The organism is Rhodopila sp., assembly GCF_965277825.1.
Lineage (GTDB): Bacteria > Pseudomonadota > Alphaproteobacteria > Acetobacterales > Acetobacteraceae > Rhodopila.
In genome coordinates this window covers 2,999,056-3,024,124 of record NZ_OZ255846.1, presented here as the reverse complement: position 1 = coordinate 3,024,124, position 25,069 = coordinate 2,999,056, and the positions used below count along the sequence as shown (strand labels likewise).

The following is a 25,069-nucleotide window of genomic DNA, read 5'->3' as shown; positions in this document are numbered from 1 at the left end:
GTCCTCATCCCGCACCACGCTTAGGCGAGTCGAGACCAGCGACAATCTGGGCCAGTACCCGACGCATCGCCTGTTCGTCGACCCCCATCAGAACCGCGTCCTCGAAAGCATCCTGCAGCACCTGCGACACTTCGACATAGTTTTCCGCCAGCATTTTGAGCTTCTCACGGCAACCGACCGCATTGCCGTCAAGCCCGGGCCAACTGGTGGGAGCAGGCGGGATCATTTCGCAAGAGGCGCCAAGGCACCAGACGGCTGTCCGGCCGAACCGGTTCCGCCCGGTTGCGAGGCGCCCTGCGGGGCGCCCCCCGCGGGTTTGCCGTCGGATTGATTGCTCGCTCCCTGGCCGCCGCCCCCTTGACCGCTCCCAGCTTGGCCGCTTTTCGATCCATTCAGGCTGGTCACGCTGAAGATGAACTTGCCCAGCAGTTCCTCCAGGCTGACCGAAGATTGCGTGATCGTGATGGTCTGGCCGGGCTTCAGGTTGGTCTCGTCACCGCCAGGCGACAGCGAGATGTACTTGCCGCCCAGCAGACTCTCACTGACGATCGAGGCTGCGGAGTCCTTCGGCAGCTGGATGCTGTCCTCGATGTCCATTGCTACCACCGCGACGAAGTTCTTCGGGTCGATCGTTGCCTCGCTCACCGTGCCGACCTTGACGCCGGCGATCTTCACGTCGGCGCCGACCGACAATCCGTCGATGTGGTCGAATCGGGCCAGCAACGTGTAGCCTGATCCCGCCGTGCGGCCGGAGTGCACCACGGCGTAAGCGAGGAAGGCTACAGCCACCACCAGCACCAACGCGCCGGTCAGCGTCTCCGCGACACCATGACGCCCCATCGTGACGCTAACTCGGTGTCCAGGCTTCGTAGTCGCCGGTGGCGCGGGCGCGCTGTCCACCTTCGTAATCATGCCCGGGCGGTCGGTAGCTCGACGCCGTGCCGGTCGCATTCGGCAAATGCGGCTTCTGCCACACCTTGCGGCCAGTGTCCGGCAACGGAGCATCGGTCGTGTAATGCAACCATGCATGCCACTCCGGAGGTACGGCACTGGCCTCCACCGGGCGTCCCGCATAGATCACCCAGCGACGATTGCGCAGGCTGTCCGGGCGCTGGCGCTTCTCCTCGTAGTAAATGTTGCCCACCGCGTCGGTGCCGATCTGGCGACCTTTGAGCTTGGTGAAGATCCATGTGCCGATATTCATGGCGCCACATATACGCATGCCTCGCAGTCAGGTCCACCCACCGAAATGCGGTGTCCAACGCCACCTGCTAGGGTCCGATCGGCGGCTTGGCGGATTTTTCCCTGGAAGGAGTTATCCACAACATTTTGGGCAACCCAACCCATCTCGCCACCAAATAAGCTATTCGCCCGCTCCCGCGGCGAATAACATCGGCGCCATGAAAAGCCCTCGGTTTGCTCCCCATCGGACCTTGCCGCATCGGATCTGGCAAGGCGTGCGGATGCGGCGCACCGAGGCGGCGCCCGATCCCGACGCCCCGACGCGCCCGGTCTCGCTGCCCACCTCCTGGGACGACTCCGCCGCCGCCGCGCTGGCCGGATTGGCGCGGCACCAGGGTCCCGTCACACTGGTGGGAGCCGCGCAGGCCTGGATCGCGCCGATCGCCGCAGCCGCCGCAACCGCGGGCTTCGATATCCCACTCGCCGACCGTTTGCACCGACTGCTCTTGCTGCGCCGCGCCGCGCCGACCGAAGCGGTCTGGCGGCTCGATGCCGAGGATGACCCGGGCTTCGTGCTGAACCTGCCGGCGTTCCTCGACAGCGATGCGCAGATGGATCTGGGGGACCTCGCCGAGGCGGTCGAAACCGCGGTGATCGCACTGCGATTCGCCGCCCCGTTGGCGCGCGATATCAGTATCCGGGTAGCCGACCTCGCCGGGCTGCTGGCCGCGCTGGGACTCGATTACGCAACCGAGGCGGCACGCGATATCGCGCGCTGCATCGTCGCGATCGTGCGTGGACGGGCGGACGCAGCCTCCGGGCGCCTCGCACGGCTGGCTGGACCAGTGCGGCCAGCGCCATTCGACTGGCCGATGCCCCCTGCCCGCGCCGCGGTAGCAGGATTGCCGGCGGCTGCCCACGCCGCCCGCGCGGCGGCGACGGCGATCGAGGGCGTGCTGCATCGAACCACCACGTCGATCGCGCAACCCAGCCTGACCGAGGCGTTGCTCGGCTGCGAAACCGGCGGCATCGCCCCGACATTCTCTGCCGTCGGTCATGCCGGCGGCCTGACCCGAGCCACTCAGGCGTGGCTGGGAGCGAACGGCATCACCGCCGAGGCAGCACTGGCGACCGCGCTTGCCGGCGGCAATCCTCTGCCGTTACACGGGTCGGTGGCGCACGCGGCGATGCACGACGCGGTGGCGCCGTTCATCCACCTTATGCCGCCGCGCCCGGTGCCACTGGCGGTGCGGTCCGCAGCGGTGCCGCGGCGGGAATTGCCTGGACGGCGCAGCGGCTACACCCAGAAGGCATCCGTCGGCGGCCACAAGCTGTTCCTGCGAACCGGGGAATATGACGACGGCTCGCTGGGAGAAATATTCGTCGCCTTGCACAAGGAAGGCGCGGCGTTCCGAGGCCTGATGGACAATTTCGCCCACGCGGTCAGCCTGGGCCTGCAACATGGCGTGCCGCTCGAGCGATTCGTCGAGGCATTCACCTTCACCCGGTTCGGCCCGGCCGGACCGGTCGAGGGTGACCCCGCGGTCCATGCAGCCACGTCCTTGCTGGACTATGCGTTCCGCAATCTGGCGGCGAACTATCTGGGCCGGCGCGACTTGCCCGATGCCGAGATCGAGGAAGCCGACACCGTTGGCCACGGCGCACGCGATCAGTCGCCGCTGCTGCCGCTGGAACTGCCCGCCGAGGCATCACCACGGGTTCGGCGTCGCGGGCTGCGAGTGGTGCAGCGCTGAAGATTCCAGCCCAGCGCAGCCTATCGATGCCCGCCGCCGCCATGACCAAAGCCGCCATGACCAAAGCCGCTGTGTCCGAAGCCGCCGTGTCCGAAGCCATGATGTCCGAAGCCGCCGCCGTGAAATCCGTGGTGAAACCCCCCGTGATCAAACGGACCATGGTAAAACCGCCCGCTGCCGAAGACGAAGCCAAGGCCCAGACCGCCGTACAAGCCGCCGTTGTAGAACGGATAAGGATATCCAGGTTCGGCGGGCAAACCATATGGGTTGGCGTAGGGATATCCATATTGATACGCGTAGGGATATTCGTCCGGGTAAACTCCTGGGGGGTACGCGGTGGGCTGGGCCTGCACCGTGTCCCCTCGCGAAGCCATGCACTGCAAGTACCCGGTCGCGTCGAACGGCACGCCAGGCGCGGCGATTGCGCCCGGATTGCCCGCCGCGGGCGCCGCCGGAGTCACCGAGGCATTGTAGCCGGTATGCGCGACCGCATGTTGCTGGCAGATAAGCTCATCCCGCCCGAACGCGGCCTGATCCCTTCCCGGCCCCGGTAGCACGCTGAACGCCGAATCCGTCGACGCCGCGCAAGCGCCAAGCAACATGACCAAGCCTAGCGACATCAGTCGGCTCCCCTCGCCGCGAGAGGCCAGTGTCGGTGTCACGTTGTCGCCGCTTTCCGATCCCGGTGCTGAAAACATCTCCTGGTCCCTTCGCGGCGCAGGGTCCGCGTAGGATCTATCTTTGCAGCCAATGTGCCGCATCAAGCAGATAGCCGCAAAGTTGACCCAAATACCGCTGATCCGGGACTGGCTCGGCGAATTGCCTCAGCCGTGCCCTGGCCCCCTTTGGCTCGGTGCCATCATGGGTTACGCTGCAATGCAATGTCCCGAAGGAGCATCTCATGGCGGGTCGGATCGAAGCAGCGCTGGCGGAACTCGGCATCACCCTGCCCCGCCCGATGCCGCCGCTCGCCAACTACGTGCCCTACGTCGTCACCGGCCGCCTGGTCATCGTCTCCGGTCAGGTGCCAGCGATCGACGGTGAGGTCGCGATCACCGGCAAGGTCAGTCGGGGCGTCTCGCTCGACCAGGCGAAGCAAGCCGCCCGGCTCTGTTTCATCAACGTGCTGGCGCACCTGAAAGCGGCCTGTGGCGGTGACCTGGATCGCGTGCAACGGGTCGTCCGGCTGGGCGGCTTCATCGCTGCCCCGTCCGAATTTACCCAGCATGCCCTGGTGATGAACGGCGCCTCCGACCTCGCCGTGGCGGTGTTCGGGGAAGCCGGTCGGCACGCCCGCACCACCATCGGCGTGCCATCGTTGCCCGCCGATGCGGCGGTAGAGGTGGAGGGCATGTTTGAAATCTTCTAGGCTGCCCCGGATGGCGGATGCCGCGGCCACCCTGACCCTGACGATGCATCCCGCGATCGCCGAGATCGATGCCGCCGATTGGGACGCCTGCGCGGGGGAAGGCAATCCGTTCCTCAGTCACGGCTTCCTCAGTGCGCTGGAGGACAGCGGCTCGGCCAACGCCCGCACCGGCTGGCTGCCGCAGCACGCGGTGTTGCGACGCGACGCGGCGATCGTCGCGGTTGTGCCGATGTATGCCAAGTCGCACAGCTACGGCGAATACGTGTTCGATCACGGCTGGGCCAACGCTCTGGAACGGACGGGCGAGCGGTATTATCCGAAACTGCAGGCGGCGGTGCCGTTCAGCCCGGTGCCCGGCCCGCGGCTGTTGCGCCACCCCGACGCCGCCATTCCGGTAGCGGCAATGGCCAACGCCCTGGAGCAAGCCTGCCAGTCGCTCGGGCTGTCCTCGGTGCACCTGACATTCTGCACCGAGCAGGAATGGGCGGGACTGGGCGAGGCCGGCTGGCTGCGCCGCATCGGCATGCAATTCCATTGGCAGAATGAAGGCTACGCCGATTTCGAGGCTTTCCTGGCAACGCTGTCGTCCCGTAAACGCAAGATACTGCGGCGCGAGCGGCGCGACGCCAATGCCGCCGGCCTGACATTCCATGCGTTGTCGGGCTCCGACATCACCGAACGGCACTGGGACGCATTCTACGCATTCTATCATTCGACCGTGGATCGCAAATGGGGATCGGCCTATCTGACCCGATCGTTCTTCTCCCTGCTCGGGCAGCGCATGGGCGACAGGGTCGTGCTGATGTATGCCGAAAATGCCGGCAAACCGGTCGCCGGCGCGCTCAACCTGGCCGGAGACGAGGCGCTGTACGGACGCAACTGGGGTTGCCGAGGCGACTGGCCGTTTCTGCACTTTGAACTTTGCTATTACCGTGCCATCGACTGGGCGATCGAGCACGGCCTGCAGCGGGTCGAGGCCGGCGCTCAGGGGCGGCACAAGATACAGCGCGGCTACATGCCGAAACCGACCTATTCGGCACATTGGATCGCCCACACCGGGCTGCGTCGGGCGGTGGCCAGTTTTCTCACCGAAGAGCGCGCCGGAATCGAGGCCGAGATGGCGGCGCTTGCCGAGGAGTCTCCATTCCGTAAAGGCGACGACTGATCCCAGCCGCGGGGGCATGCTTCTCACCCGCTCGGCGGGAACCCGGCACCGCCCGCACCGCTTAGGCGTATGAGCACGCCCACGACGTGCAATTCACCTCCGAGGTTCACGCCATGACCTTCAGTCGAGGCGTCGTCTGTTTTGCTATCGACCAGATCGACCACCATGCGTTCGGCTGCGCGCTGCCGACCCGCGCGGCACCGGCGGTGGCCAGATGACCGCGACAGCCGGTGGATCGTCTGAACAGTGGCCGCGCGTGGTGGTCGTGGGCGCCGGATTTGGCGGACTGAACGTGGTTCAGGCGTTGGCGCCGGCGGCGGTCGACATCACCCTGCTCGACCGCACCAACCACAACCTTTTCCAACCCCTGCTGTATCAGGTTGCCACCGCCGCGCTCGCCCCATCCGACATCGCGGTGCCGATCCGGTCGATTTTCTCACGCCGACCCAACGTCCGCGTCCTGATGGGCGAGGTCGACGGTGTCGATACCGTCGGGCGTCGGGTCCGAGTCAGCGAAACCGGCGAAATCCCATACGACTTCCTGATCCTGGCGACCGGCAGCGTTTACAGTTGGTTCGGCCACGCCGACTGGGCCTCGCGTTCAATCTCGCTGAAAACGTTGGATGACGCCGAACGCGTCCGCCTGCATGTGCTGGGCGCTTTCGAGCGCGCCGAAAGCCGAACCGATCCCGGCGAGATCCGCGCCTTGTTGACTTTCATCGTGGTCGGCGGCGGACCCACCGGCGTCGAGTTGGCCGGCGCGATCGCCGAACTGGCACGTTCAACCCTGGCGCGCGACTACCGCCATATCGACCCAAAGTCCACCCGGGTAGTGGTCTGCGAGGCCGGCCCTCGGCTGCTGGCGTCGTTCCCCGAACGGTTATCGGCCTATGCCGAAAGCAAGCTGGAGGCGCTGGGCGTCGAGGTCCGCACCGGGGAAACCGTGGAAGACGTGCGCGACGACGGCATCATCGCCGCCGGGCAGCGGATCGCGGCGGCGAACGTGTTCTGGTGTGCCGGCACCGAGGCAACGCCGGCGGCGCGATGGATCAAGTCCCAGACCGGCCGCCACGGACTGATCAAGGTCAGTGCCGACTGCTCGGTTGTCGGCCACGACGACATCTTTGCGATAGGTGACGTTGCCGAAATGGCCGGCTCGGACGGCAAGCCGCTGCCGGCGCTGGCTCCGGTGGCCAAGCAGCAGGGCCACTATCTCGGGCGGATGATCCGTGCCCGCATCGAAGGGCGCAGCGCGCCGAAGCCGTTCCATTATCGCGACTACGGCCAACTTGCGGTGCTTGGTCGATCCGCCGCCGTCGCTGATTTTGGCTGGTTGCGCATGACCGGAGTTCTGGCCTGGCTGCTCTGGGGCGCGGTCCATCTGTTCCTGCTGCTGGGCGCGCGAAACAAGATGGTAGTCTACCTGAACTGGGTCTGGGCCTGGATCACCTACGGCAGCGGCGCGCGGCTGATGACCGGCGTCGACCGGGCACTAGCCGAGCGATCCGATCGCGCACGTTCTGGCGAGCAGCAAAGCGCCGTTTCTCCGCGTCAGGCTGCGGATTGCTCGGAGCCGTCAGCCACGCCCCACGAATTAGCCGGCACGGCCACGCAATCAGTCCCAGCACGCGCATCGGACCAGGCCACCGCTCGGGGCTGAGGCCGGTCACGACCACGCTCGTGCCCGGCGATAGGCCCACCCGCGCCGCCTGATACCGCTGGATTCGGTTGGACTTCTCTGTGGGTGACGGCGCGCATACCGATTCTCTTTTGCGCCTAGCTCGACCCAATACGCCTCTTGACCCTAAAGCTAGCGGCGAACCATATACCGCCTCCTGCACCCGGGGGTCCGGTGGCAGAGTGGTGATGCATCGGACTGCAAATCCGCGGATGCCGGTTCGATTCCGGCCCGGACCTCCATTTCCGATCCCGGCTGCCTTCCTGACCGCGCGTGCCCGGCGTCCTCCGCCCCTGTGGCGCCCCTGTGACTTCGTGCTATCGCTACGCGTCGCAATCCTCCGGGGGATCCACCGGAATCATGCAGGTCGGCATCCAGTTCTTTCCCGATATCGGCCCCGACCAGAAGTCGGCGCGCGACTACTGGCAGGACGCGTTGCATCTCGTCGAGTTGGTCGATCGTTACGGCTACAACCATGTCCGCACCATCGAGCACTACTTCAACGTATACGGCGGTTCCAGCCCCAATCCGATGATCTTCCTGGCCGCCGCCGCCCAGATCACCCGTCATGCTCGCTTGGTCACCGGGGCGGTGCTGCCGGCGTTCAACAACCCGCTGAAGCTCGCGGCCGAGATCGCCATGCTCGACGCGCTGTGCGACGGGCGGCTCGATGTCGGCTTCACCCGCGCCTTTCCTGTCGCACGAGTTCGCCCATTTCGGCGTCAAGCTGGACGAAAGCCTAGCCCGGTTCGAAGAAGGCATGGGACAGGTGCGCCGACTGTTGGAGGAACCAACCGTCACCGCCGCCGGACGATTCCACAGCTTTCAAAACGTAACCTCACTGCCGCGTCCGACGCAGCTGCCGCGCCCGCCATTCTATGTCGCGGCCCTGGGGTCCGGGGAATCGTTCGAAGGTGCCGGCACGCTGGGCCATGGCATCATGGCGATCCCGATGGCCGGCGCGGCGATGGCCGAACTGATCGGCCTCTATCGCGAGGCCTGGCGCAGCGCCGGCCACCCCGGCCGCGGTTTGGTGATGCTGGCTTTCCACATGCTGTGCCACGAAGACCAGGCGGAAGCCGAGCGGCTCGCCCGCGGTCCATTTCAGCGGTACCTGCGGTCACTGGTGACCGCCGCATCGGCCTGGGTCTCGGACACACGTTCGGCGGACTACAAGGGCTACGACAAGGTCATTGCCGGGCTGGCGCGCGAGACGTTCGAGACCCAGGTGGAAAAATGCGCCATCTGGGCCGGCACGCCGCAACGCATTCTCGACACCATCGCCACCTACCAGCGTCAGGTTGGCGGCTTCGAGACCGCATCACTGCAGGTCAACTTCAACGATCTGCCGCTGGCAGCCGCCGAAGCATCGATGCGTCTGTTCGGTGAAGCGGTGCTGGCGAAACTGGCCTGAATCCGACGTCGTCGCGGCCCCTGCCGATACGGACCGCGTAGCCGGCACCCGAACTGAGCGGTCGCGCCGATTACCCGGTCGGCATGTCCATTTGCGTCGGGTCATCCGGCTCCCGTCCATGCAGCAGCAATGCCACCAGACCGGTCCAACCGGTCTGGTGTGACGCCCCCAGCCCCTGCCCGGTATCGCCGTGGAAATATTCATGGAACAGCACGTGGTCACGAAAGAACCGATCGTCGTGCAACCTTGCCACATCGCCCGATATCGGGCGTTTGCCGTCCGGACCGCGCAGGAACAGCCGGATCAGCCGGGCGGACAGCGCATCGGCGATCTCGCGCAGGCTGTGCGTGACGCCTGACCCGGTTGGATACTCCACCCGGAAATCGTCGCCATAGTAGTGATGGAAGCCGTAAAGCGACTCGATGATGATGAAATTCACCGGCATCCAGATCGGCCCGCGCCAGTTCGAGTTGCCGCCAAACGCCCGGCTGTTGCTGTCTCCCGGCACGTAGCCCACTTGAAAGTGCTGACCGTCCAGGTCGAGCGTGAACGGTTTGTCCAGATGCTGGCGCGACACGCTGCGTACTCCGTAAGGCGACAAAAACGCCGTCTCGTCCAGCATCCGGCGCAGCAGTGCCTTCATCCGGTGGCCGCGCAGCAGCGACAGCAGGCGGCGCGAGCCTTGTCCCTCGACATCCCAGTGCGATACCAGACCGGCCAGGTCGGGCCGGTGATTCAACACCCACCGCAGCCGCTCGGCGAATTCCGGACAGCGTTCCACCACCCCGGGCTCCAGTACCTCCACCGCGAACAGCGGAAACAGCCCGACCAGGGAGAACAGCCGCAGCGGAATCGCCGATCCATCCGGTCGCCGCAGCACATTGTGGTAGAACTGATCGGCCTCGTCCCACAGCCCGCGGCGGCCATTCTGTTGCGTCATCGCCGCGGCGATCGCCAGGAAGTGCTCGAAGAACTTGGTCGCCATCGCCTGATAGACGCGGTTGCGGGTGGAAAGCTCCAGCGAGATCCGCATCATGTTCAGCGCATACATCCCCATCCACGAGGTGCCGTCCGACTGGTCGATGCGCCCCGCCACCGGAAGCTTCTTGCTGCGGTCGAACACGCCGATATTGTCCAGTCCCAGGAAGCCGCCCTGGAACACGTTGCGCCCCTCGACGTCCTGGCGGTTGACCCAGCCGGTGAAATTCAGCATCAGTTTGTGGAACACCCGTTCCAGGAACTCGAAGTCCGCCGTGCCGCGCAGCCCGGCATCCATCCGGAACACCCGCCACGCCGCCCAGGCATGCACCGGCGGGTTGACGTCGCCGAAGTTCCATTCGTAGGCCGGCAGCGACCCGTTCGGATGCATGAACCATTCATGTGTCAGCAGCAGAAGCTGCTGTTTGGCGAATTCCGGATCGATCAGCGCGAAGGTGACACACTGGAACGCCAGGTCCCAGGAGGCATACCAGGGATACTCCCAGGTGTCCGGCATCGAGATGATGTCGCGGTTGTTCAGGTGCTGCCAGTCGCCGTTGCGGATCGCCTCGCGGCTCGGCGGAGGCTTCGGCTGCAATGGATCGCCTTCCAGCCACCGGCGCACGTCATAGCGGTAGAACTGCTTCGACCACAGCATGCCTGCCAGCGCCTGACGCTGCACCAGCCTGGCATCGGGGTCGGCCACGCGGGTCTGCAGCGCAGCATAGAATTCGTCGGCTTCGGCGATCCGCCGACCGAACACCGCGTCGTGGTCAGCGAACGGGTCGGCTTGGGCGCCCGAAGTTACCCCGGCCACGGCCTCGCCGGTCCCCGCCACGTCAGCATCAACCGGTCGCCAACGCAGCCGAACCACCCGGCGCTCATTTGCTGGCACGGTTAATTGCACATGAGCCGCGCATTTGGTGCCTTTGCTGTGATGCACCGCGTCACCGCGTCCCGCCACGACGAAGTCATTGATGCCGTCCTTGAACGGGCCGGGCTCTTGCGATCCGTACAGCGTCCGGCTGTTGGTCTCATTTCGGCAAAATAACCAGGGCGCATCGCTATCGATCGACAGAAGGCGGGTCGGCATCCGGTTGTGCCAGGCAATCACGCCGCCATTCGACAGTTCCAATCCGGGTTCCGGGATTCCCGTTCGCCAGTCCCAGGTGTTGCGCGCCCATAACTGCGGCAGAACATGCAGCTCCGCCGGCTCGGGTCCACGGTTATCGATGCTGATGCGAACCAGGATGTCGTCCGGGGTCGCCTTGGCGTACTCCACGGTCACATCGAAGTAGCGGTCGCCGTCGAACACGCCGGTGTCCAGCAGCTCATACTCCGGTTCATCCAGGCCACGTCGGCGGTTCTCCGCCAGCAGCGCATCGTACGGAAACGCGGTCTGGGGATATTTGTACAGCATGCGCATGTATGAATGCGTCGGGGTGCCGTCGAGGAAATAGTATAGTTCCTTGACGTCCTCGCCATGATTGCCCTGTTCGTTGGTCAGCCCGAACAGCCGCTCTTTCAGGATCTTGTCACGCCCGTTCCACAACGCCAACGACAGGCACCAGCGCAGGCGGTCGTCGGTGAAGCCGGCGATGCCGTCCTCGCCCCAGCGATAGGCGCGCAGATGGGCATGATCGAACGGGAAATAGTTCCATGCGTCGCCGTCCGCCGAGTAGTCCTCCCGCACGGTGCCCCATTGCCGTTCGGACAGGTATGGTCCCCAACGCAGCCAAGCGGCTCGGTCGGCAAGCCGTAGGCCCTCGGTGGTGTCCAGCAGATGACTTGGCATGCCCAATCCTAAAGCGTGATCGCGCTGGGCGGAACGTTCAAAGTGCGCGAATAGTGTGACAAAACAAATGGCTGGAGCGTCGCCCCGGCGGTATTGTCAGTCTGGCAACGCGCAGGCTGACGAACCTCGGGCGTTGTATCACGGAACCGCTTGGGCATCTCGATTTTCCGTCGGGCCCATTTTCCGTTGGCCGCGCTGCGGATTGACGGTCATTTCATTCGAATCAGCCGATGATAGACCGCGTATCAAACTTACCCATAGCGGAGCAAATCTTGCGAAACGCTGCCAAAAACACCACTATGCAACTGACTAGATGAACAGGAGCAAGCGCGATGGCGGCTGTGCGCAAACCGAAGGACGCGGCGAACGACGATGCTTTGTTCGATGATGCCGATGCGTTGATCGCTTTGGCGCAACGCTCGTTCATCCGCGCAGCCAAAGCGGAGGTAGCGGAAAACGATCGTCTGGACATCCCGACCCATGGCGCTGTCAAAGGCAAGCTGGTGGTCCGCCGTCCGGTCAAGGCACGCGCCGTTCCCCGTCAGTGACGATGGCCCGCCGGCATGGCCAGATGGATGTGGCTGATCGCCGGACCCAACGGTGCGGGAAAGTCCAGCTTTGCCGGCCGGTTTCTTGACGATCTCGGGCATCGAGACCTCATCAAGCTGAACGCTGACGAACACACCCTGGCACTCCGCAAGCGGTTCCCAAAAGCCCGACCATCGGAACTCAATCTTCAGGCCGCGATTGCGACCGATCAGCAAGTGGAACGCTGTGTAGAAGCGGGCCTCAGTTTCGTGGTAGAAACGGTCTTGTCGTCCGGAAAGTACCGTGACGACGTTCTGCAGGCGAAGGCGAACGGGTTTCGGTTCGGGCTCATCTACATTTCTCTTCATCCTCCGGAACTTGCCCCGCTTCGGGTCAGTGAGCGTGCTGCCAAAGGTGGACACGACGTGGATCCCGCAACGGCGATCGCCCGGCATCATCGCTCGCACAAGGAACTGGAATGGTTCGCGCCGCGCGCCGATTTGCTGATGCTGTTCGACAACAGTGCCGCTTCGGCCGCGCCTTTTCTGCTGGCTTCGCGCAACGATGGCGGCCCCCTGCAATACCTTGCGCCAGGCATAAATCCGTCGGTCGACAGAGCGCTGCTGGAACTGGCGGCGACTGCCCGGCCGGGCCCCGAATGACGTCACCGCTTTCCGGATCGTCAACCGCCGCGCCCCGCACCAACCCCGTGCCGCTGACGGCCCAAGCCCCGACCCAGCGCCGTTGACGCGACCAGAGCTCTGTTTCAGCTTCGTCCGCAGACCGTGGGAGTTCACACAATGGCCAGCGACTACACCGTCGGCGATCTCGTCGCCGAATTCCTCGCCGCGTGCGGCGTCAGCACCGTGTTCGGCATCGCCTCCGTGCACAACATTCCGATGCTGGACGGGATCGGCCGGCGCAACACCATCCGCTTCATGATGGCGCGCGGCGAACTCGGCGGCGCCCACATGGCCGATGGCTATGCACGCGTCTCGCGCGGCCTGGGGGTAATCCTGTCCTCCACCGGCCCCGGCGCGGCCAACACCATCGGCGGCCTGATCGAGGCGCGATTCGCCGGATCCCCGGTGCTGCACATCACCGGCCTGACCTCGACCAAATTCGCCGATCGCGCCATGGGTTCGGTGCACGACCCCTTCGATCAGCTCGCCATGATGGGTTCGGTCTGCAAAGCCGCCTACCGCATCCGTTCGGCGCAGAACGCGCTGGGCGTGCTGACCCAGGCGGCGGTGCAGGCGATGACTCCGCCGATGGGGCCGGTCAGCGTCGAGGTGCCGATCGACCTACAGCGCACCAAGCTGGAGCGGCCGGCGATGCTTGATAATTTCGTGCTGCCGCTGCCGCCGCCTCGGGTGCCGACGGCGACCGAACTGGATGAACTCGCGGCACGGGTGATCGCCGCCAAGCGGCCGCTTTTGTGGCTGGGCAATGGCGCCAAGACCGCCGGTCGCGCCGCCGCCAGGCTGCTCGACCTGGGCTTCGGCATGGTCACCAGCTTCAACGGCCGCGCCACTGTGCCGGAGGACCACCCCCAGAACCTCGGCGGCCTAACCGGCAGCGGCATGCCGATCGTCACCGACTTCTACAAGACCGTCGATCTATGCCTGGTCGTCGGCTGCCGCCTGCGCGGCCACGAAACCAACGACTTCAACGTCAAGCTGCCGGACAATCTGATCCAGATCGACGCCGAACCCGAGGCCAATGGGCGCACCTACGCCAGCCAATACTTCGTCTGCGGCGACGCCGCGGCGACACTCGACGCCCTGGTCAGCCGGATCGAAGGCAAACTCAAGGTCGCTTCCGGCTATGTCGAGGAATTCACCGAGCTGAAACGCAACGCACAGCGGGCGTTCATCGACACGCTGGGCGCCTACGGCACGTTCAGCGAGCAATTGCGCAAGGTGATGCCGCGTGATGCGATCTGGGCGCGCGACGTCACCCAGGGCAATACCACCTGGGGCAACCGCGTGTTCCCGCTCGACGCGCCGAACCAGAACGTCTATCCGGTGGGCGCCGGAATCGGCCAGGGGCTCTGCCTGGGCATCGGCGCCGCCGCCGCGGCCGGCGATCGCAAGACCGTCGTCATGACCGGCGACGGCGGCTTCTTCCTCAATGTCGGCGAGCTTTGGACGGCGGTGCAGGAGAACCTGGACATGACCGTTATCGTGATGAACGATCGCGGCTACGGCGTGATCAAGCGCATCCAGGACGCCACCGCCCAGGGACGGCGTTACTATGCCGACCTGGACAGCCCCGATCTGGAAAAGCTGTCCGCGCTGTCCGACATCCCGTATTTCCGCGTCTCCCATGCCGATACATTTGGCGATACGGTTGCCAAGGCGTTGGCGATCAAGGGGTTGACCATGGTGGAAGTGGACATGACCGCGGTGGGCGAGTTCCCGGCCTACTTTCCGTTCAATCAGAAACCCGCCGGTTGATGGCGCATGCCGGCCCGATGCTGCACGCCGGCCCCATCCTTCATGCCGCTCTGGGGCTGGCCGCATTGCTGCTGCTGGCCTTCCTGTGCAGCGAGGACCGCCGCCGCATCCCCTGGCGAACCGTCGCCTGCGGCGTCGCCCTGCAATTGGTATTCGCGCTCCTGCTGATCGGCGTGCCGGGCACCAACCGGGCAATGTTCTGGCTGAACGATGCCGCCAACGCGCTGCATGCGGCGACGCTGGTTGGCACCCAGTTCGTGTTCGGCTACCTCGGCGGCGGCGCGCCGGCCTTCGCCGAGGCCCATCCCGGTGCCAGCTTCATCCTGGCGTTCCAGGCGCTGCCACTGATCCTCACGATCAGCGCACTGGGGTCCCTGCTGTTCCATTGGGGCGTGCTGCAACGCATCACCGGCGCGTTCGCCTGGGTGTTGCGCCGCTCGATGGGCATCAGCGGCCCGTTGGCGCTCGGTGCGGCGGTGCATGTGTTCGTCGGCATGATCGAAGCGCCTCTGCTGGTGCGGCCCTACGTTTCGCGGATGCAGCGCGGAGAACTGTTCGCGTTGATGACCTGCGGCATGGCCGGCGTCGCCGGGACGGTGATGATCATCTACGCCTCGTTTCTCGACCCGTTCGTTCCCAATGCGCTGGGCAACATCCTGATCGCCTCGATCATCAGCACCCCGGCCGGACTGGCGGTGGCGGCGCTGATGGTGCCATTCGATGCCTCAGACCGACCCGAGGGCAGCCTGGTGCTGGACGATCCGCCGCACAGCAGCCTGGATGCGCTGGTCAAGGGCACCATGGACGGTGTGCCTATCCTCACCGCCGTGATCGCGGTCTTGCTGGTCAGCGTGGCGGTGGTCGCCTTGGTCAATATGGCGCTGGGCCTGCTGGGCACCTGGGATGGCGGTGCCGTTACGCTGCAACGCCTGCTCGCGCTGCCGTTCCGCCCGCTAATGTGGCTGATCGGCGTGCCGTGGGCCGAGACCCAAGCCGCCTCGTTGCTGATGGCAACAAAAACCGTGCTGAACGAGTTTGTCGCCTACCTGAATTTCTCCAAGCTGCCCCCCGAAACCTTTTCCCCGCGCAGCCGCATGGTGCTGACCTACGCACTATGCGGCTTCGCCAATTTCGGCAGCCTGGGCATCGTCATCGGCGGTCTCGGCGCCATGGTGCCTGCGCGCCGCGCCGAGATCGTAAACCTGGGCCTGCGCACGATCCTGTCCGGAACGCTGGCAACTTGCATGAGCGGTGCGGTGGCCGGGGCGCTGGCGGGATAAAGTTGATCGCACTGCCCGCTGGGTCGCTCACCCGCCACGTATAACGACGTGAAGCCGACAGCAACGGCGATCAAGCACACCAGCGGCCGGACAGCATAATGATCGGCGATGCTGGATGCGGGAGAATTTTCATGAACCCTCTGGCGAAGGCATTTTGGTTTGCCGTCGTTGCGTCGGTAATACCAGCCGCCACTGAAGACGACTCTCGCTAGATTTCTCGGCCCCCCGATTCTCAAGACCGCGAAAGTACGATTCGCTCTCGCTGCAGCATCGATTCGCTGCATTGGAGGACGCGATGAGCGCAGCGATCAAAATTACTCGCATCGACCACGCGCCGGCGGAACTGCGTGCCCTGGCGGCGAAGAGCGACGACGCCGGCCAGGCCCGGCGGCTGTTGGCAATCGCGATGATCCACGACGGGGTCTCGCGGCTTGATGCCGCGCGCCAGGCGGGCATGGACCGTCAGACCCTGCGCGACTGGGTGCATCGTTATAACCATGCCGGCCTTGACGGCCTGGTGTCGCGCAAGCCACCGGGGGCGCGCGCCAAACTGAGCGAGGCGCAGATGGCGGAACTGCGCGAGCTGGTGATCGCCGGGCCTGATCCGAACATCCATAAGGTCATCCGCTGGCGCTGTGTCGATCTGCGCGCCGAGGTGACAAGGCGGTTCTCGGTCACCGTACCCGAACGCACGATCGGCAAGTGGCTGCACAAACTGAAGCTCACCCAGCTGCAGCCGCGGCCGTATCATCCCAGGAAGGATGCGGCGGCGCAGGAGGCTTTTAAAAAAACTTCGGTGCCAGCCTGAAGCAAGCCCTGAACGGCTGCACCGCGGCCACGCCGGTGGAGATCTGGTTCCAGGATGAGGCCAGGGTCGGGCAGAAAGGCTCGCTCAGTTATGTCTGGGCGCCGGTCGGTTTGCGTCCGCCGATGCTGCGCGACAACCGCCACGACACCGCCTACATCTTTGGCGCGATCTGTCCGGCACGCGGTGTCGGCGCGGCGATCATCGCGCCAGCCGCCAACATGGAATGCATGAACCTGCACCTCGCCGAGATCAGCACGCAGGTCGCGCCCGGCTCGATCGCGGCGATTATCTGTGACGGCGCCGGGTGGCATCAGCGCGGTGGCGAGATTACGCTGCCGGAACACTCGAAGCCAGTTTTCCATGCACAGCTTTCGCAGCGCGGCGTCATCGAAGCCCCGGCCACGCAGGGTCGCGACCAGATGTCGCAGACCGCTGGCGTCCTTGATCGGCCTTGGCATCATCGCGCCGTCAAAATCCGATCCAAGTGCCACGCAGTCCTCGCCAAGCCGGTGCACCAGGTAGGTCAAATGATCCACCACGATGTCAGGTGGCGTGTCGGCATCCAGCCGCGCATCAGCGCGCACGTCACAGACACACAAATTGAACCCGACAACGCCGTGCGAAGCGCGGATCGCATCAAGCTGGCGATCGGTCAGATTGCGCGTCGATGCACAGATCGCATGAGCGCAGGCATGGGTGGCGACCAGAGGCGCGTTGCTCAGCGCCGCGACATCCCAAAAACCTCGCTCGTTGAGGTGTGACAGATCAACTATGATCCCCAGACGGTTGCAGGCACGTACCAACTGCTCGCCTGCCGCCGTCAGGCCCGGCCCGGTATCAGGGGATCGAGGATACGCGAACGGCACGCCGTGCGCGAAAATATTCGGCCGACTCCAGACCAGACCAAGCGAGCGCAGGCCGGCGGCATACAAGCGCTCCAGATTATCGAGATCGGGGCCGATCGCCTCGGCGCCCTCCATGTGCAGCACCATCAGGAAGGCACCGTCGCGCCGTCCCAACTCGATCTCACCGACGTTTCTTGCCCAGCGAATCTGGCCATCCGCCCGATCCACCACCCGGTTTAGGGCAAGCAACTGGGCGTCGATCCGCTCGCGCGCGTAAGCGGGGTCGAGCGGAGCCGCGAGGCGCACCTCGTATCCCGATCCGGTCTTGATCAGGTCCCCCTCGGGCGGGCGTTCCGGTTTGGCGAACATCGCGAACAGGCCGCCGATCAAGCCGCCTTCCCTGGCACGCGGCAGGTCAAGATGGCCATCATCCGAACGCACCAGGAAATCCCGCCCGCCCGGCCGATATTCCCGCAGATGCTGCACGGCATCGTTGTGCCCATCGAAAATCGCCATTTCAGCCGGCTCATCCATGCGCCGAGGCCGCGTTTCGCCTGCGCTCATGACCTCTCCTCCTCGCCGAAAAACCCCAGCAGCCGGCCCAGCAGTTCCGCCGGCTGTTCCTCGGGCATCCAATGGCCGCAATTCTCCATCATGCCGCCTTGCACATCCACCGCCAGGCGGCGCAGCGACTCCACCACCTCCATCCTGCGTCCCAGGAACGATCTCCGCCCAGCGCCAGCACCGGCATCGGCAGCTTGAAGCCGGCCGCGATCGCCGCGTTGTCGGCGATGTCACGCGGGATCGCGCGATAATACGAAAACCCCGCGCGCAACGCGCCCGGCTGGCGGTAAACCCGCAGATATTCGGCGATATCCGCCTCCGCGATGGCATCCGGCCGAGCCCCGTAGTTGCGATAGAACCAGCCGAGGTAGATGTCCTCGCGGCCCGAAACCAAGGCCTCGGGCAGATCCAGGGTCTGATGCAACGCGTGGTGCCAGCGCCGGCCGCCCTGGCTGATGTTCGGACTGCCGTCGCCGGGGATCGTCACATCCAGGATCGCCAGCCGGCGCAACGCGTATGCGCGGCGGCGAGCGCATAGGCGGTCGGACCGCCCCAGTCGTGGCCGACCAGATGGAACCGATCGATCCCCAGGACGTCATGCGCCAGCCGCCAGATATCGCCGGCGACCGTCTTCTTGTCGTAGCCATCCGCTGGCCGTGACGAATCGCCCAATCCGCGCAGATCGGGCGCGATCACCCGAAACCGTTCCGCCAGGCCCGGCATCACCAGCCGCCATTCATACCAGCTCTGCGGCCAGCCATGCAGCAGCACCAACGGGAAGCCCCGCCCCGCCGTCACGTAGTGTAGCCGCACGTCGCCCAGGTCGGCGTAATGATGCTCCATGCCTGCCGTCTCCCTTCTCCATCCCCGCCAGCACCAGCCTCGTTCATCGCCCGATTCACCCAGGTTGGGGGACGTTCCGCTGCGCGCGTTCGTGCTCTACTATGCCGCCGCTTCGCACCGGGGGAAACCATGCACTGGACCGATCGCCGCCAACGCTACCGAACCGTCATCGGAGGCACTGCCTGCATCCATCCCGGCTCGGTGCACGACGCGATCTCGGCCCGCATCGCCGAGGAACTCGGCTTCGAAGTCGGCATGTTCGCCGGCTCCATTGCCTCCTTCACCGTGCTCGGCGCGCCTGACCTGATCGTGCTGACGCTGACCGAGTTCGCCGACCAGGCCTATCGGATCAACCGCGCCGGTGCATTGCCGCTGATGGTCGATGCCGACCACGGTTACGGCAACGCACTGAACGTGATGCGCACCGTTCAGGAACTGGAAACCGCCGGTGTCGCCGGCCTGATGATCGAGGACACCGATCTGCCGCGCGCCTTCGGCGAGACCAGGCCGACGGTGATCTCGCTCGACGAGGGCATCGGCAAGATGCGCGCCGCGCTGGCCGCGCGCCAGGACAGCGAACTGGTGGTGATCGGGCGCACCAGCTCGCCCTTGATCACCGGTCTGGCGGACGGCATCAAGCGGCTGAAGGCCTATCAGGCCGCCGGCGTGGACGCGCTGTTCATCGCCGGTGGAATAACCCGCCAGGACCTCGATGCGATCGCCGCCGAGGTCACCATCCCGCTGATGCTGGGCGGCGTCTCGGCCGACCTGCAGGACAAGGATTACCTCGCCAGTCGCGGCGTGCGCATCGCGCTGCAAGGCCATCAGCCGTTCTCCGCCGCGGTTAAGGCGACCTACGACACGTTGAAGGCTTTGCGCGAAGGCACCCGGCCATCGGGCCTGCAGGGCATCGCCTCGTCCGAATTGATGGCCAAGGTCACCCGCGAAGGCGACTACAAGAGCTGGACCGAGAAGTTCCTCACCTGAACCTTTCAGGCGCCCCCCAGCAGCCCGTCGAGCACCTCGAAACTGCCGGTCCAGCCCTGGTTCATCGAGCCCATGTTGGCCGCGAAGGTCCGCCGCTCGATCTCGGTCGCGTTCAGCGGCGCCCAGGTCAGCGTCACCCGCGTCGCCGGACCCTCGTCGGCGAACGTCACCGTGGTCAGCAGCTCGAGCGGCCAGTTGCCGTCGAAGAACGGCGCGCGCACGACCCCGGCGTGCTCGTCCGAGAAGCAGTGGATCCAGACCAGGCGCGACGGCGCGCTGATCTCGCGGTAGAAGAACCTCGCCCACATCCGCCCGCCATCCGGGGTATCCATGCGCGCATGCAACACCCCGCCCGGCCGCAGCTCGTGCGCTTGCACCGTTGTCGTGACACCTTTTGGGCCGAACCACCGGCTAAGCTGGTCGGGCTTCGTCCAAGCGTCCCAAACCCGTGGACGCGGCGCGCGAAACACACGGCTGATGACGAATTCCTCGGCTTTGGCGGTTTCATTCGCTTCCATTTCTATCCCTCCTCGGTGGCTGAGCGCGTTTCATTCAGAAAATCGTCAAGTTGATCGAAGCTGTCGCCCCACAGGGTGCGCACATGCCGCAACCACGCAGTCGCCTCATTCAGCGCCGCGGCATTCAGATGCCGTGGCCGCGACTGGGCCGACTGCCTGCGCTCGATCAACCCGGCAACTTCCAGCACCTTCAGGTGCTTCGAGATCGCCGGCTGACTGATTGCAAACGGCTTCTGCAGTTCTGCAACCGTGGTATCGCCGCGCGCCAACCGGATCAGGATGGCACGCCGTGTCGGATCGGCGAGTGCGGCGAACGTCATGTCCAGCAAGCTTTGCATAACCATATGGCTATATAACTGACCAGTTATGCAAAGTAAAGCCCCGCCGTGCCCAACGACCGGTACCCGCGTGAGCCGGCCGCCGAACGAAACCGCTACTCCGCAATGACATCGGCCGCGTCACCCGATAAAATCCACCGCATGACGATTCTCTCCGGCACCGCACGCCTCGCTGGGATCACCGGCTGGCCGGTCGGCCATTCCCGCTCGCCCCGGCTGCACGGCTTCTGGCTTGAACGCCACGGCATCGACGGTGCCTATCTGCCGCTGCCGATCGAGCCCGCCGATTTCCCGGCGGCGATCCGCGGGCTGATGCTGGCCGGGTTCGCCGGCGTCAACGTCACGATCCCGCACAAATTGGCCGCGTTCGCGGTCTGTGACGAGGTCGAACCATCCGCGCGCCGCGCGGGCGCGGTGAACACCATGGTGTTTCGCGACGGCCGGATCACCGGCAGCAACACCGACGGCTGGGGCTTCCTGGCCAACCTGAGGGCGCACCGCGTGGACCCCGCCGCCGGCCCGGCGCTCATCCTTGGCGGCGGCGGATCGGCCAGGGCAGTCGCGGCGGTGCTGCTTGACCTCGGCGTGCCGGTCAGCATCGCCAACCGCACCCGATCGCGCGCTGAATCCCTGGCCCGCGAACTGCCAGGCTTGCAGGTGGTCGAGTGGAACGCGCGCGACGATGCCCTGCCCGACAACGCCCTGCTGATCAACACCACTCCATTGGGCATGGCCGGCCAACCGCCGTTGCGGATCGATCTGGACCGCGCCAGGCCCTGGCTGACCGTCGCCGACATTGTTTATGTGCCGCTGGAAACGCCGTTGCTCGCCGCCGCGCGCGCCCGCCGGATCAACTGCGTGGACGGCCTCGGCATGCTGCTGCACCAGGCGGTACCGGGCTTCCGCGCCTGGTTCGGCACCGAACCGACGGTGGACGACGCCCTGCGCCGCTTCGTCGCCGCTGACCTGCTGCCGGCCTGAGGACCCCCGCTTGAGGATTATCGGTTTGACCGGCGGCATCGGCATGGGCAAATCGACCGCCGCCGCGGCGTTCCGCCGAGCCCGCATCCCGGTGTTCGACGCCGACCTCGCGGTGCATCGGCTGCAGGCCAAGGGCGGCCGCGCGGTCAAGCTGATCGAGGCGGCGTTTCCCGGCACCACAAGCCAAGGCGCCATCGACCGCCCCGCCTTGCGCGCCGCCGTGTTCGGCGATCCAAGCGCGTTGACCCGGCTCGAGCACATCCTGCATCCGATGGTCGAAGCCGAGGAACGCGCCTTCGTCGCCCGCGCCCGCCGCGCCGGCCAGCGCGCCGTGGTGCTGGACATCCCGCTGCTGTTCGAAACCACGGGCGAAAGCCGGGTCGATACCGTGGTCGTCGTCTCCGCCCCACGCGCGATCCAGGTCCACCGGGTGGCGCAACGAAGGCGCATGACCAGGGCCGACGTCGAGGCGGTCATCGCCCGCCAGATGCCGGACGCCGAAAAGCGCCGCCGCGCCGATCTGGTGGTGCGCACCGGCCTGTCGCGCGCTCATACCTTGCAAGCGCTGCGCCGCTTCATCCGGACGCTGCGCGCATGACCCGAGGCGTGCTGTTCGACACCGAGACCACCGGGCTGAATCCGCTGAACGGCGATCGGGTGATCGAGGTCGCCGCGCTGGAGTTGATCAACGATCTGCCCACCGGCAAGCATTTCCACGCGCTGATCGATCCACAGCGCGACGTTCCCCCCGACGCATCGCGTGTCCACGGCTTCACAAACAGCGACCTGATCGGCAAGCCGCTGTTCGCCGATGTCGCCGCCCAGCTTGCGGCGTTCTTGGCCGACAGCCGGCTGATCGCGCACAACGCTGCGTTCGACTTCGCCTTCCTCGATATGGAATTCGCCCGTGCCGGCCTCCCGGTGCTGGCCCGCGATCGCATGATCGACTCGCTGGCCCTGGCGAAAACCCGCTTCCCCGGCATGCCGAACAGCCTGGACGCGCTGTGCCGGCGGTTCTCGATCGACCTGTCGGCGCGCACCACCCACAACGCGCTGCTCGACTGCAAGCTGCTGGCCGAGGTCTATGTCGAACTAACCGGCGGCCGCCAGCGCGGCCTGTCGCTGGCCGCGCACGATGCGCGCGGACCGGTCACGGTCTACCTTCACACTGGTCCGCGCACGCCGCATCCGATCATGCCGGCCCAGGCGGAATTGACGGCACATGCGGCGTTCCTGGCGCGGATCAAGGACCCGGTCTGGCTGCTGCCGTGATGGCCCGAACTCTGATGGCCTGAACGCGGAGGCCACGGCAACTGCATCGCTCGGCGCGACCGCCCGTTGACGGCCGCGCCAAAGTCATCGTGCCTGTCAGGCACTCTTCTTCATGATCTCGTCCGCCACGTTGCGCGGCACCGGATCATAGTGATGGAACTGCATGGTGAACGATGCACGCCCCTTCGTCATGCTGCGCAGGTGCGAGATATAGCCGAACATCTCCTTCAGCGGCACATGGGCACGCACGATCACCGTCGAGCCCGAACTCTCCTGGTTCTGGATCTGCCCACGCCGGCGGTTGAGATCGCCCACCACGTCACCCACGTGGTCCTGCGGCGTGGTCACCTCCACATCCATGATCGGCTCCAGGATGATCGGCCCGGCCAGCTTCATGCCGTCGCGGAAACAGGCCTTGGCGGCGATTTCGAAGGCCAGTGCCGAGGAGTCGACGTCATGGTACTTGCCGTCAACCAGGGTGTATTTGAAGTCCACTGTCGGGAACCCGGCCAACACGCCGGTATCGGCCTGCACCTTGATGCCCTTCTCCACCGCCGGGATGTATTCCTTCGGCACCGACCCGCCGACCACCTTGTTCTCGAACACCACCCCGGTGTTGCGCTCCAGCGGCTCGAAGATGATCTTCACTTCGGCGTACTGACCCGACCCGCCGGACTGTTTCTTGTGCGTATAGGTCTCGGTGTGCCGCTTGGAGATGGTTTCGCGATAGGCCACCTGCGGCGCGCCGATGTTGCAGTCGACGCCGTATTCGCGGCGCAGCCGGTCGATGATGATCTCCAGGTGCAGCTCGCCCATGCCGGACAGGATGGTCTGGCCGGTTTCCTGATCGGTGCGCAGCCGCAGCGATGGGTCCTCGCCAGCCAGCTTCTGCAGGCCCAGCGTCATTTTCTCCACCGCTTCCTTCGTGCGCGGCTCGACCGAGATGTCGATCACCGGCACCGGGAAGGCCATCCGCTCCAGCACCACGGGGTCATCGTTCGACGCCAGGGTGTCGCCGGTGCCGGTGTCCTTCAGGCCGACAAAGGCGGCAATGTCGCCGGCCTCGACCTCCTTTATCTCGGCGCGCTTGTCGGCGTGCATCTGGAACATCCGCCCGATCCGCTCGCGGTGGCCCTTGGTGGTGTTCTGCACCATGTCGCCGGACTTCAGCGTGCCGGCGTAGACCCGCACGAAGGTCAGCGTGCCGTATTTGTCGTTGATGATCTTGAACGCCAGGCCGGCGAACGGCGCCTTCGGATCGGCCGGGATGCGGCGGCGATCGGCGGCGGTGGTCTCTTCCTCGCCTTCCTCGACCGCGACGGCGATGCCGGGAACATCGATCGGCGACGGCAGATAGTCGATCACCGCGTCGAGCAGTGGCTGCACGCCCTTGTTCTTGAACGCGGTGCCGCACAGCACCGGCCGGAAAGCGCCATCAATGGTGCCGCGCTTGATGCAGCGCTTCATCGTCTCGATCGAGACGTCGCCCTTGTCGAAATATTCCTCCATCGCCTGCTCATCGACCGACAGCGCGGTATCCAGCAGCGTCTGCCGGTGCGTCGCCACCAGCTCGGCCATGTCGGCGGGGATGTCCTCGTAATGGTATTTCGCGCCCAGCTCGCCGCCTTCCCAGATGATCGCCTTCATCTCCACCAGGTCGACCACGCCCAGGAAACCGTCCTCGACGCCGATCGGCAACTGCAACGGCAGCGCGACGATGTCGAGCTTCTCCAGAAGTGTGTCGAACGCGCGGTAGAAGTCGGCGCCGGTCCGATCCAGCTTGTTGATGAAGATCAGCCGCGGCACGTTATAGCGGTCTGCCAGGCGCCAGTTGGTCTCCGACTGCGGCTGCACGCCGGCAACGCCCTCGATGATGAAGATCGCCCCGTCAAGCACGCGCAGGCTGCGATTGACCTCGATGTTGAAGTCGATGTGGCCCGGCGTGTCGATGATGTTGATGCGGGTGTCCTTCCACTCGCAGGTCACCGCCGCCGAGGTGATGGTGATGCCGCGCTCGCGCTCCTGCTCCATGTAATCGGTCGTGGTGTTGCCGTCGTGCACCTCGCCGATCTTGTGCGACATGCCGGTGTAATACAGGATCCGTTCGGTCGTCGTCGTCTTGCCCGCGTCGATATGCGCGGTGATCCCGATGTTGCGTATTTTATCGAGCGGCGTAACAGACACGGCGAACCTCCATCAAACGAACAACGGGCGGGCATATAAGAAAGGGCGCGCGACCCATCGCTGGATCTGGGGAAAGCCCCGCGCGCCCGCCCAATCGTGCCGGTCGAACGCTCGACCGGTTATGTAA

General features: G+C 65.5%; 25 protein-coding genes, 1 tRNA gene and 3 pseudogenes. 17 read left to right on the top strand and 12 right to left on the bottom strand.

All coding sequences use genetic code 11. The features are described from left to right. Nucleotides 1-4 precede the first annotated feature (4 nt). The 3 genes from ACQY4T_RS14950 to ACQY4T_RS14940 all read right to left on the bottom strand — a co-directional run bounded on the left by ACQY4T_RS14950 (nt 5) and on the right by ACQY4T_RS14940 (nt 1,204). Entirely contained in the window at nt 5-154 is a 150-nt protein-coding gene (locus ACQY4T_RS14950; protein WP_428531878.1) for a hypothetical protein, read from the bottom strand. A 68-nt stretch (nt 155-222) separates the two neighbouring features. Then, nucleotides 223-840 carry an outer membrane lipid asymmetry maintenance protein MlaD gene (gene mlaD / locus ACQY4T_RS14945; RefSeq protein ID WP_428531875.1) on the bottom strand — a complete coding sequence of 206 codons (618 nt, stop codon included), beginning with the start codon at nt 838-840 and terminating at the stop codon, nt 223-225. Nucleotides 841-847: 7 nt separating this feature from the next. After that, on the bottom strand, nt 848-1,204 hold the full coding sequence (locus ACQY4T_RS14940) for an NADH:ubiquinone oxidoreductase subunit NDUFA12 (RefSeq protein ID WP_428531872.1): 357 nt from the start codon (nt 1,202-1,204) through the stop codon (nt 848-850). 259 nt (nt 1,205-1,463) lie between these two features. Here ACQY4T_RS14940 and ACQY4T_RS14935 point away from each other — a divergent pair, with 259 nt between their 5' ends. Next, nucleotides 1,464-2,936, top strand: a complete 1,473-nt coding sequence (locus ACQY4T_RS14935; RefSeq protein ID WP_428531869.1) for a TSCPD domain-containing protein — start codon at nt 1,464-1,466, stop codon at nt 2,934-2,936. Between the two features lie 20 nt (nt 2,937-2,956). On the opposite strand, the gene ACQY4T_RS14930 is transcribed toward ACQY4T_RS14935, so the two are convergent. After that, a complete protein-coding gene (locus ACQY4T_RS14930) occupies nt 2,957-3,538 on the bottom strand; it encodes a hypothetical protein (protein ID WP_428531867.1) in 582 nt (193 codons plus the stop codon). A 299-nt stretch (nt 3,539-3,837) separates the two neighbouring features. Here ACQY4T_RS14930 and ACQY4T_RS14925 point away from each other — a divergent pair, with 299 nt between their 5' ends. From ACQY4T_RS14925 to ACQY4T_RS14900, 6 genes and pseudogenes are all read left to right on the top strand, one after another. After that, a complete protein-coding gene (locus ACQY4T_RS14925; protein ID WP_428531864.1) occupies nt 3,838-4,305 on the top strand; it encodes a RidA family protein in 468 nt (155 codons plus the stop codon). 10 nt (nt 4,306-4,315) lie between these two features. After that, nucleotides 4,316-5,470: a GNAT family N-acetyltransferase gene (locus ACQY4T_RS14920; RefSeq protein WP_428531861.1), complete on the top strand. Its 1,155-nt coding sequence runs from the start codon at nt 4,316-4,318 to the stop codon at nt 5,468-5,470. Nucleotides 5,471-5,684: 214 nt separating this feature from the next. Then, on the top strand, nt 5,685-7,130 hold the full coding sequence (locus ACQY4T_RS14915) for an NAD(P)/FAD-dependent oxidoreductase (RefSeq protein ID WP_428531858.1): 1,446 nt from the start codon (nt 5,685-5,687) through the stop codon (nt 7,128-7,130). A 186-nt stretch (nt 7,131-7,316) separates the two neighbouring features. Then, a tRNA-Cys gene (locus tag ACQY4T_RS14910) sits at nt 7,317-7,390 on the top strand. Between the two features lie 118 nt (nt 7,391-7,508). Further along, a pseudogene (locus ACQY4T_RS14905) lies at nt 7,509-7,805 on the top strand (LLM class flavin-dependent oxidoreductase); the annotation flags it as partial. A gap of 13 nt (nt 7,806-7,818) precedes the next feature. Further along, nucleotides 7,819-8,562, top strand: a complete 744-nt coding sequence (locus tag ACQY4T_RS14900) for an LLM class flavin-dependent oxidoreductase (RefSeq protein ID WP_428531855.1) — start codon at nt 7,819-7,821, stop codon at nt 8,560-8,562. Nucleotides 8,563-8,632: 70 nt separating this feature from the next. On the opposite strand, the gene ACQY4T_RS14895 is transcribed toward ACQY4T_RS14900, so the two are convergent. Next, complete coding sequence (locus ACQY4T_RS14895) at nt 8,633-11,335, bottom strand: MGH1-like glycoside hydrolase domain-containing protein (RefSeq protein WP_428531852.1); 2,703 nt, start codon at nt 11,333-11,335, stop codon at nt 8,633-8,635. Between the two features lie 332 nt (nt 11,336-11,667). On the opposite strand from ACQY4T_RS14895, the gene ACQY4T_RS14890 reads away from it, so the two are divergent. The 6 genes and pseudogenes from ACQY4T_RS14890 to ACQY4T_RS14865 all read left to right on the top strand — a co-directional run. Further along, a complete protein-coding gene (locus ACQY4T_RS14890; RefSeq protein ID WP_428531849.1) occupies nt 11,668-11,883 on the top strand; it encodes a hypothetical protein in 216 nt (71 codons plus the stop codon). 27 nt (nt 11,884-11,910) lie between these two features. Continuing rightward, a complete protein-coding gene (locus tag ACQY4T_RS14885; RefSeq protein ID WP_428531846.1) occupies nt 11,911-12,525 on the top strand; it encodes a zeta toxin family protein in 615 nt (204 codons plus the stop codon). A gap of 138 nt (nt 12,526-12,663) precedes the next feature. Next, on the top strand, nt 12,664-14,322 hold the full coding sequence (locus ACQY4T_RS14880; protein ID WP_428531843.1) for a thiamine pyrophosphate-binding protein: 1,659 nt from the start codon (nt 12,664-12,666) through the stop codon (nt 14,320-14,322). Continuing rightward, entirely contained in the window at nt 14,322-15,602 is a 1,281-nt protein-coding gene (locus tag ACQY4T_RS14875) for a NupC/NupG family nucleoside CNT transporter (RefSeq protein WP_428531840.1), read from the top strand. Before ACQY4T_RS14880 ends, ACQY4T_RS14875 begins: the two co-directional genes overlap by 1 nt. 295 nt (nt 15,603-15,897) lie before the next feature. Continuing rightward, the gene (locus tag ACQY4T_RS14870) at nt 15,898-16,410 is read left to right on the top strand and encodes a winged helix-turn-helix domain-containing protein (RefSeq protein WP_428531837.1); all 513 of its coding nucleotides are present in this window, start codon (nt 15,898-15,900) and stop codon (nt 16,408-16,410) included. Nucleotides 16,411-16,445: 35 nt separating this feature from the next. Next, a pseudogene (locus ACQY4T_RS14865) lies at nt 16,446-16,667 on the top strand (transposase); the annotation flags it as partial. 87 nt (nt 16,668-16,754) lie between these two features. On the opposite strand, the pseudogene ACQY4T_RS14860 reads toward ACQY4T_RS14865, so the two are convergent. From ACQY4T_RS14860 to ACQY4T_RS14845, 4 genes and pseudogenes are all read right to left on the bottom strand, one after another. Beyond that, nucleotides 16,755-17,771, bottom strand: a pseudogene (locus tag ACQY4T_RS14860) (dipeptidase); the annotation flags it as partial. A gap of 44 nt (nt 17,772-17,815) precedes the next feature. Next, the gene (locus tag ACQY4T_RS14855; protein ID WP_428531834.1) at nt 17,816-17,953 is read right to left on the bottom strand and encodes an alpha/beta fold hydrolase; all 138 of its coding nucleotides are present in this window, start codon (nt 17,951-17,953) and stop codon (nt 17,816-17,818) included. Beyond that, nucleotides 17,908-18,306, bottom strand: a complete 399-nt coding sequence (locus ACQY4T_RS14850) for a hypothetical protein (RefSeq protein WP_428531831.1) — start codon at nt 18,304-18,306, stop codon at nt 17,908-17,910. The genes ACQY4T_RS14855 and ACQY4T_RS14850 overlap by 46 nt, the downstream gene beginning before the upstream one ends. Continuing rightward, a complete protein-coding gene (locus ACQY4T_RS14845) occupies nt 18,303-18,725 on the bottom strand; it encodes an alpha/beta fold hydrolase (RefSeq protein ID WP_428542891.1) in 423 nt (140 codons plus the stop codon). The genes ACQY4T_RS14850 and ACQY4T_RS14845 overlap by 4 nt, the downstream gene beginning before the upstream one ends. 66 nt (nt 18,726-18,791) lie before the next feature. Here ACQY4T_RS14845 and ACQY4T_RS14840 point away from each other — a divergent pair, with 66 nt between their 5' ends. Further along, nucleotides 18,792-19,649, top strand: a complete 858-nt coding sequence (locus ACQY4T_RS14840) for an isocitrate lyase/PEP mutase family protein (RefSeq protein WP_428531828.1) — start codon at nt 18,792-18,794, stop codon at nt 19,647-19,649. Between the two features lie 5 nt (nt 19,650-19,654). Here the strand turns inward: ACQY4T_RS14840 and ACQY4T_RS14835 are convergent, their stop codons facing one another. Both ACQY4T_RS14835 and ACQY4T_RS14830 read right to left on the bottom strand, forming a co-directional pair. Then, a complete protein-coding gene (locus ACQY4T_RS14835) occupies nt 19,655-20,167 on the bottom strand; it encodes an SRPBCC family protein (protein WP_428531825.1) in 513 nt (170 codons plus the stop codon). 2 nt (nt 20,168-20,169) lie between these two features. Then, on the bottom strand, nt 20,170-20,505 hold the full coding sequence (locus tag ACQY4T_RS14830) for an ArsR/SmtB family transcription factor (RefSeq protein WP_428531822.1): 336 nt from the start codon (nt 20,503-20,505) through the stop codon (nt 20,170-20,172). A 141-nt stretch (nt 20,506-20,646) separates the two neighbouring features. Here ACQY4T_RS14830 and ACQY4T_RS14825 point away from each other — a divergent pair, with 141 nt between their 5' ends. From ACQY4T_RS14825 to dnaQ, 3 genes are read left to right on the top strand one after another with little or no spacing between them, the layout of a single operon-like run. Then, complete coding sequence (locus ACQY4T_RS14825) at nt 20,647-21,486, top strand: shikimate dehydrogenase (RefSeq protein WP_428531819.1); 840 nt, start codon at nt 20,647-20,649, stop codon at nt 21,484-21,486. Nucleotides 21,487-21,496: 10 nt separating this feature from the next. Continuing rightward, nucleotides 21,497-22,084, top strand: coding sequence for a dephospho-CoA kinase (gene coaE / locus ACQY4T_RS14820; protein ID WP_428531816.1), 588 nt, complete (start codon nt 21,497-21,499; stop codon nt 22,082-22,084). Then, entirely contained in the window at nt 22,081-22,758 is a 678-nt protein-coding gene (gene dnaQ, locus ACQY4T_RS14815) for a DNA polymerase III subunit epsilon (protein WP_428531813.1), read from the top strand. The genes coaE and dnaQ overlap by 4 nt, the downstream gene beginning before the upstream one ends. A gap of 96 nt (nt 22,759-22,854) precedes the next feature. Here dnaQ and fusA read toward each other — a convergent pair whose 3' ends face one another. Beyond that, nucleotides 22,855-24,942, bottom strand: a complete 2,088-nt coding sequence (fusA, locus tag ACQY4T_RS14810; RefSeq protein WP_428531810.1) for an elongation factor G — start codon at nt 24,940-24,942, stop codon at nt 22,855-22,857. Between the last annotated feature and the right edge of the window lie 127 nt (nt 24,943-25,069).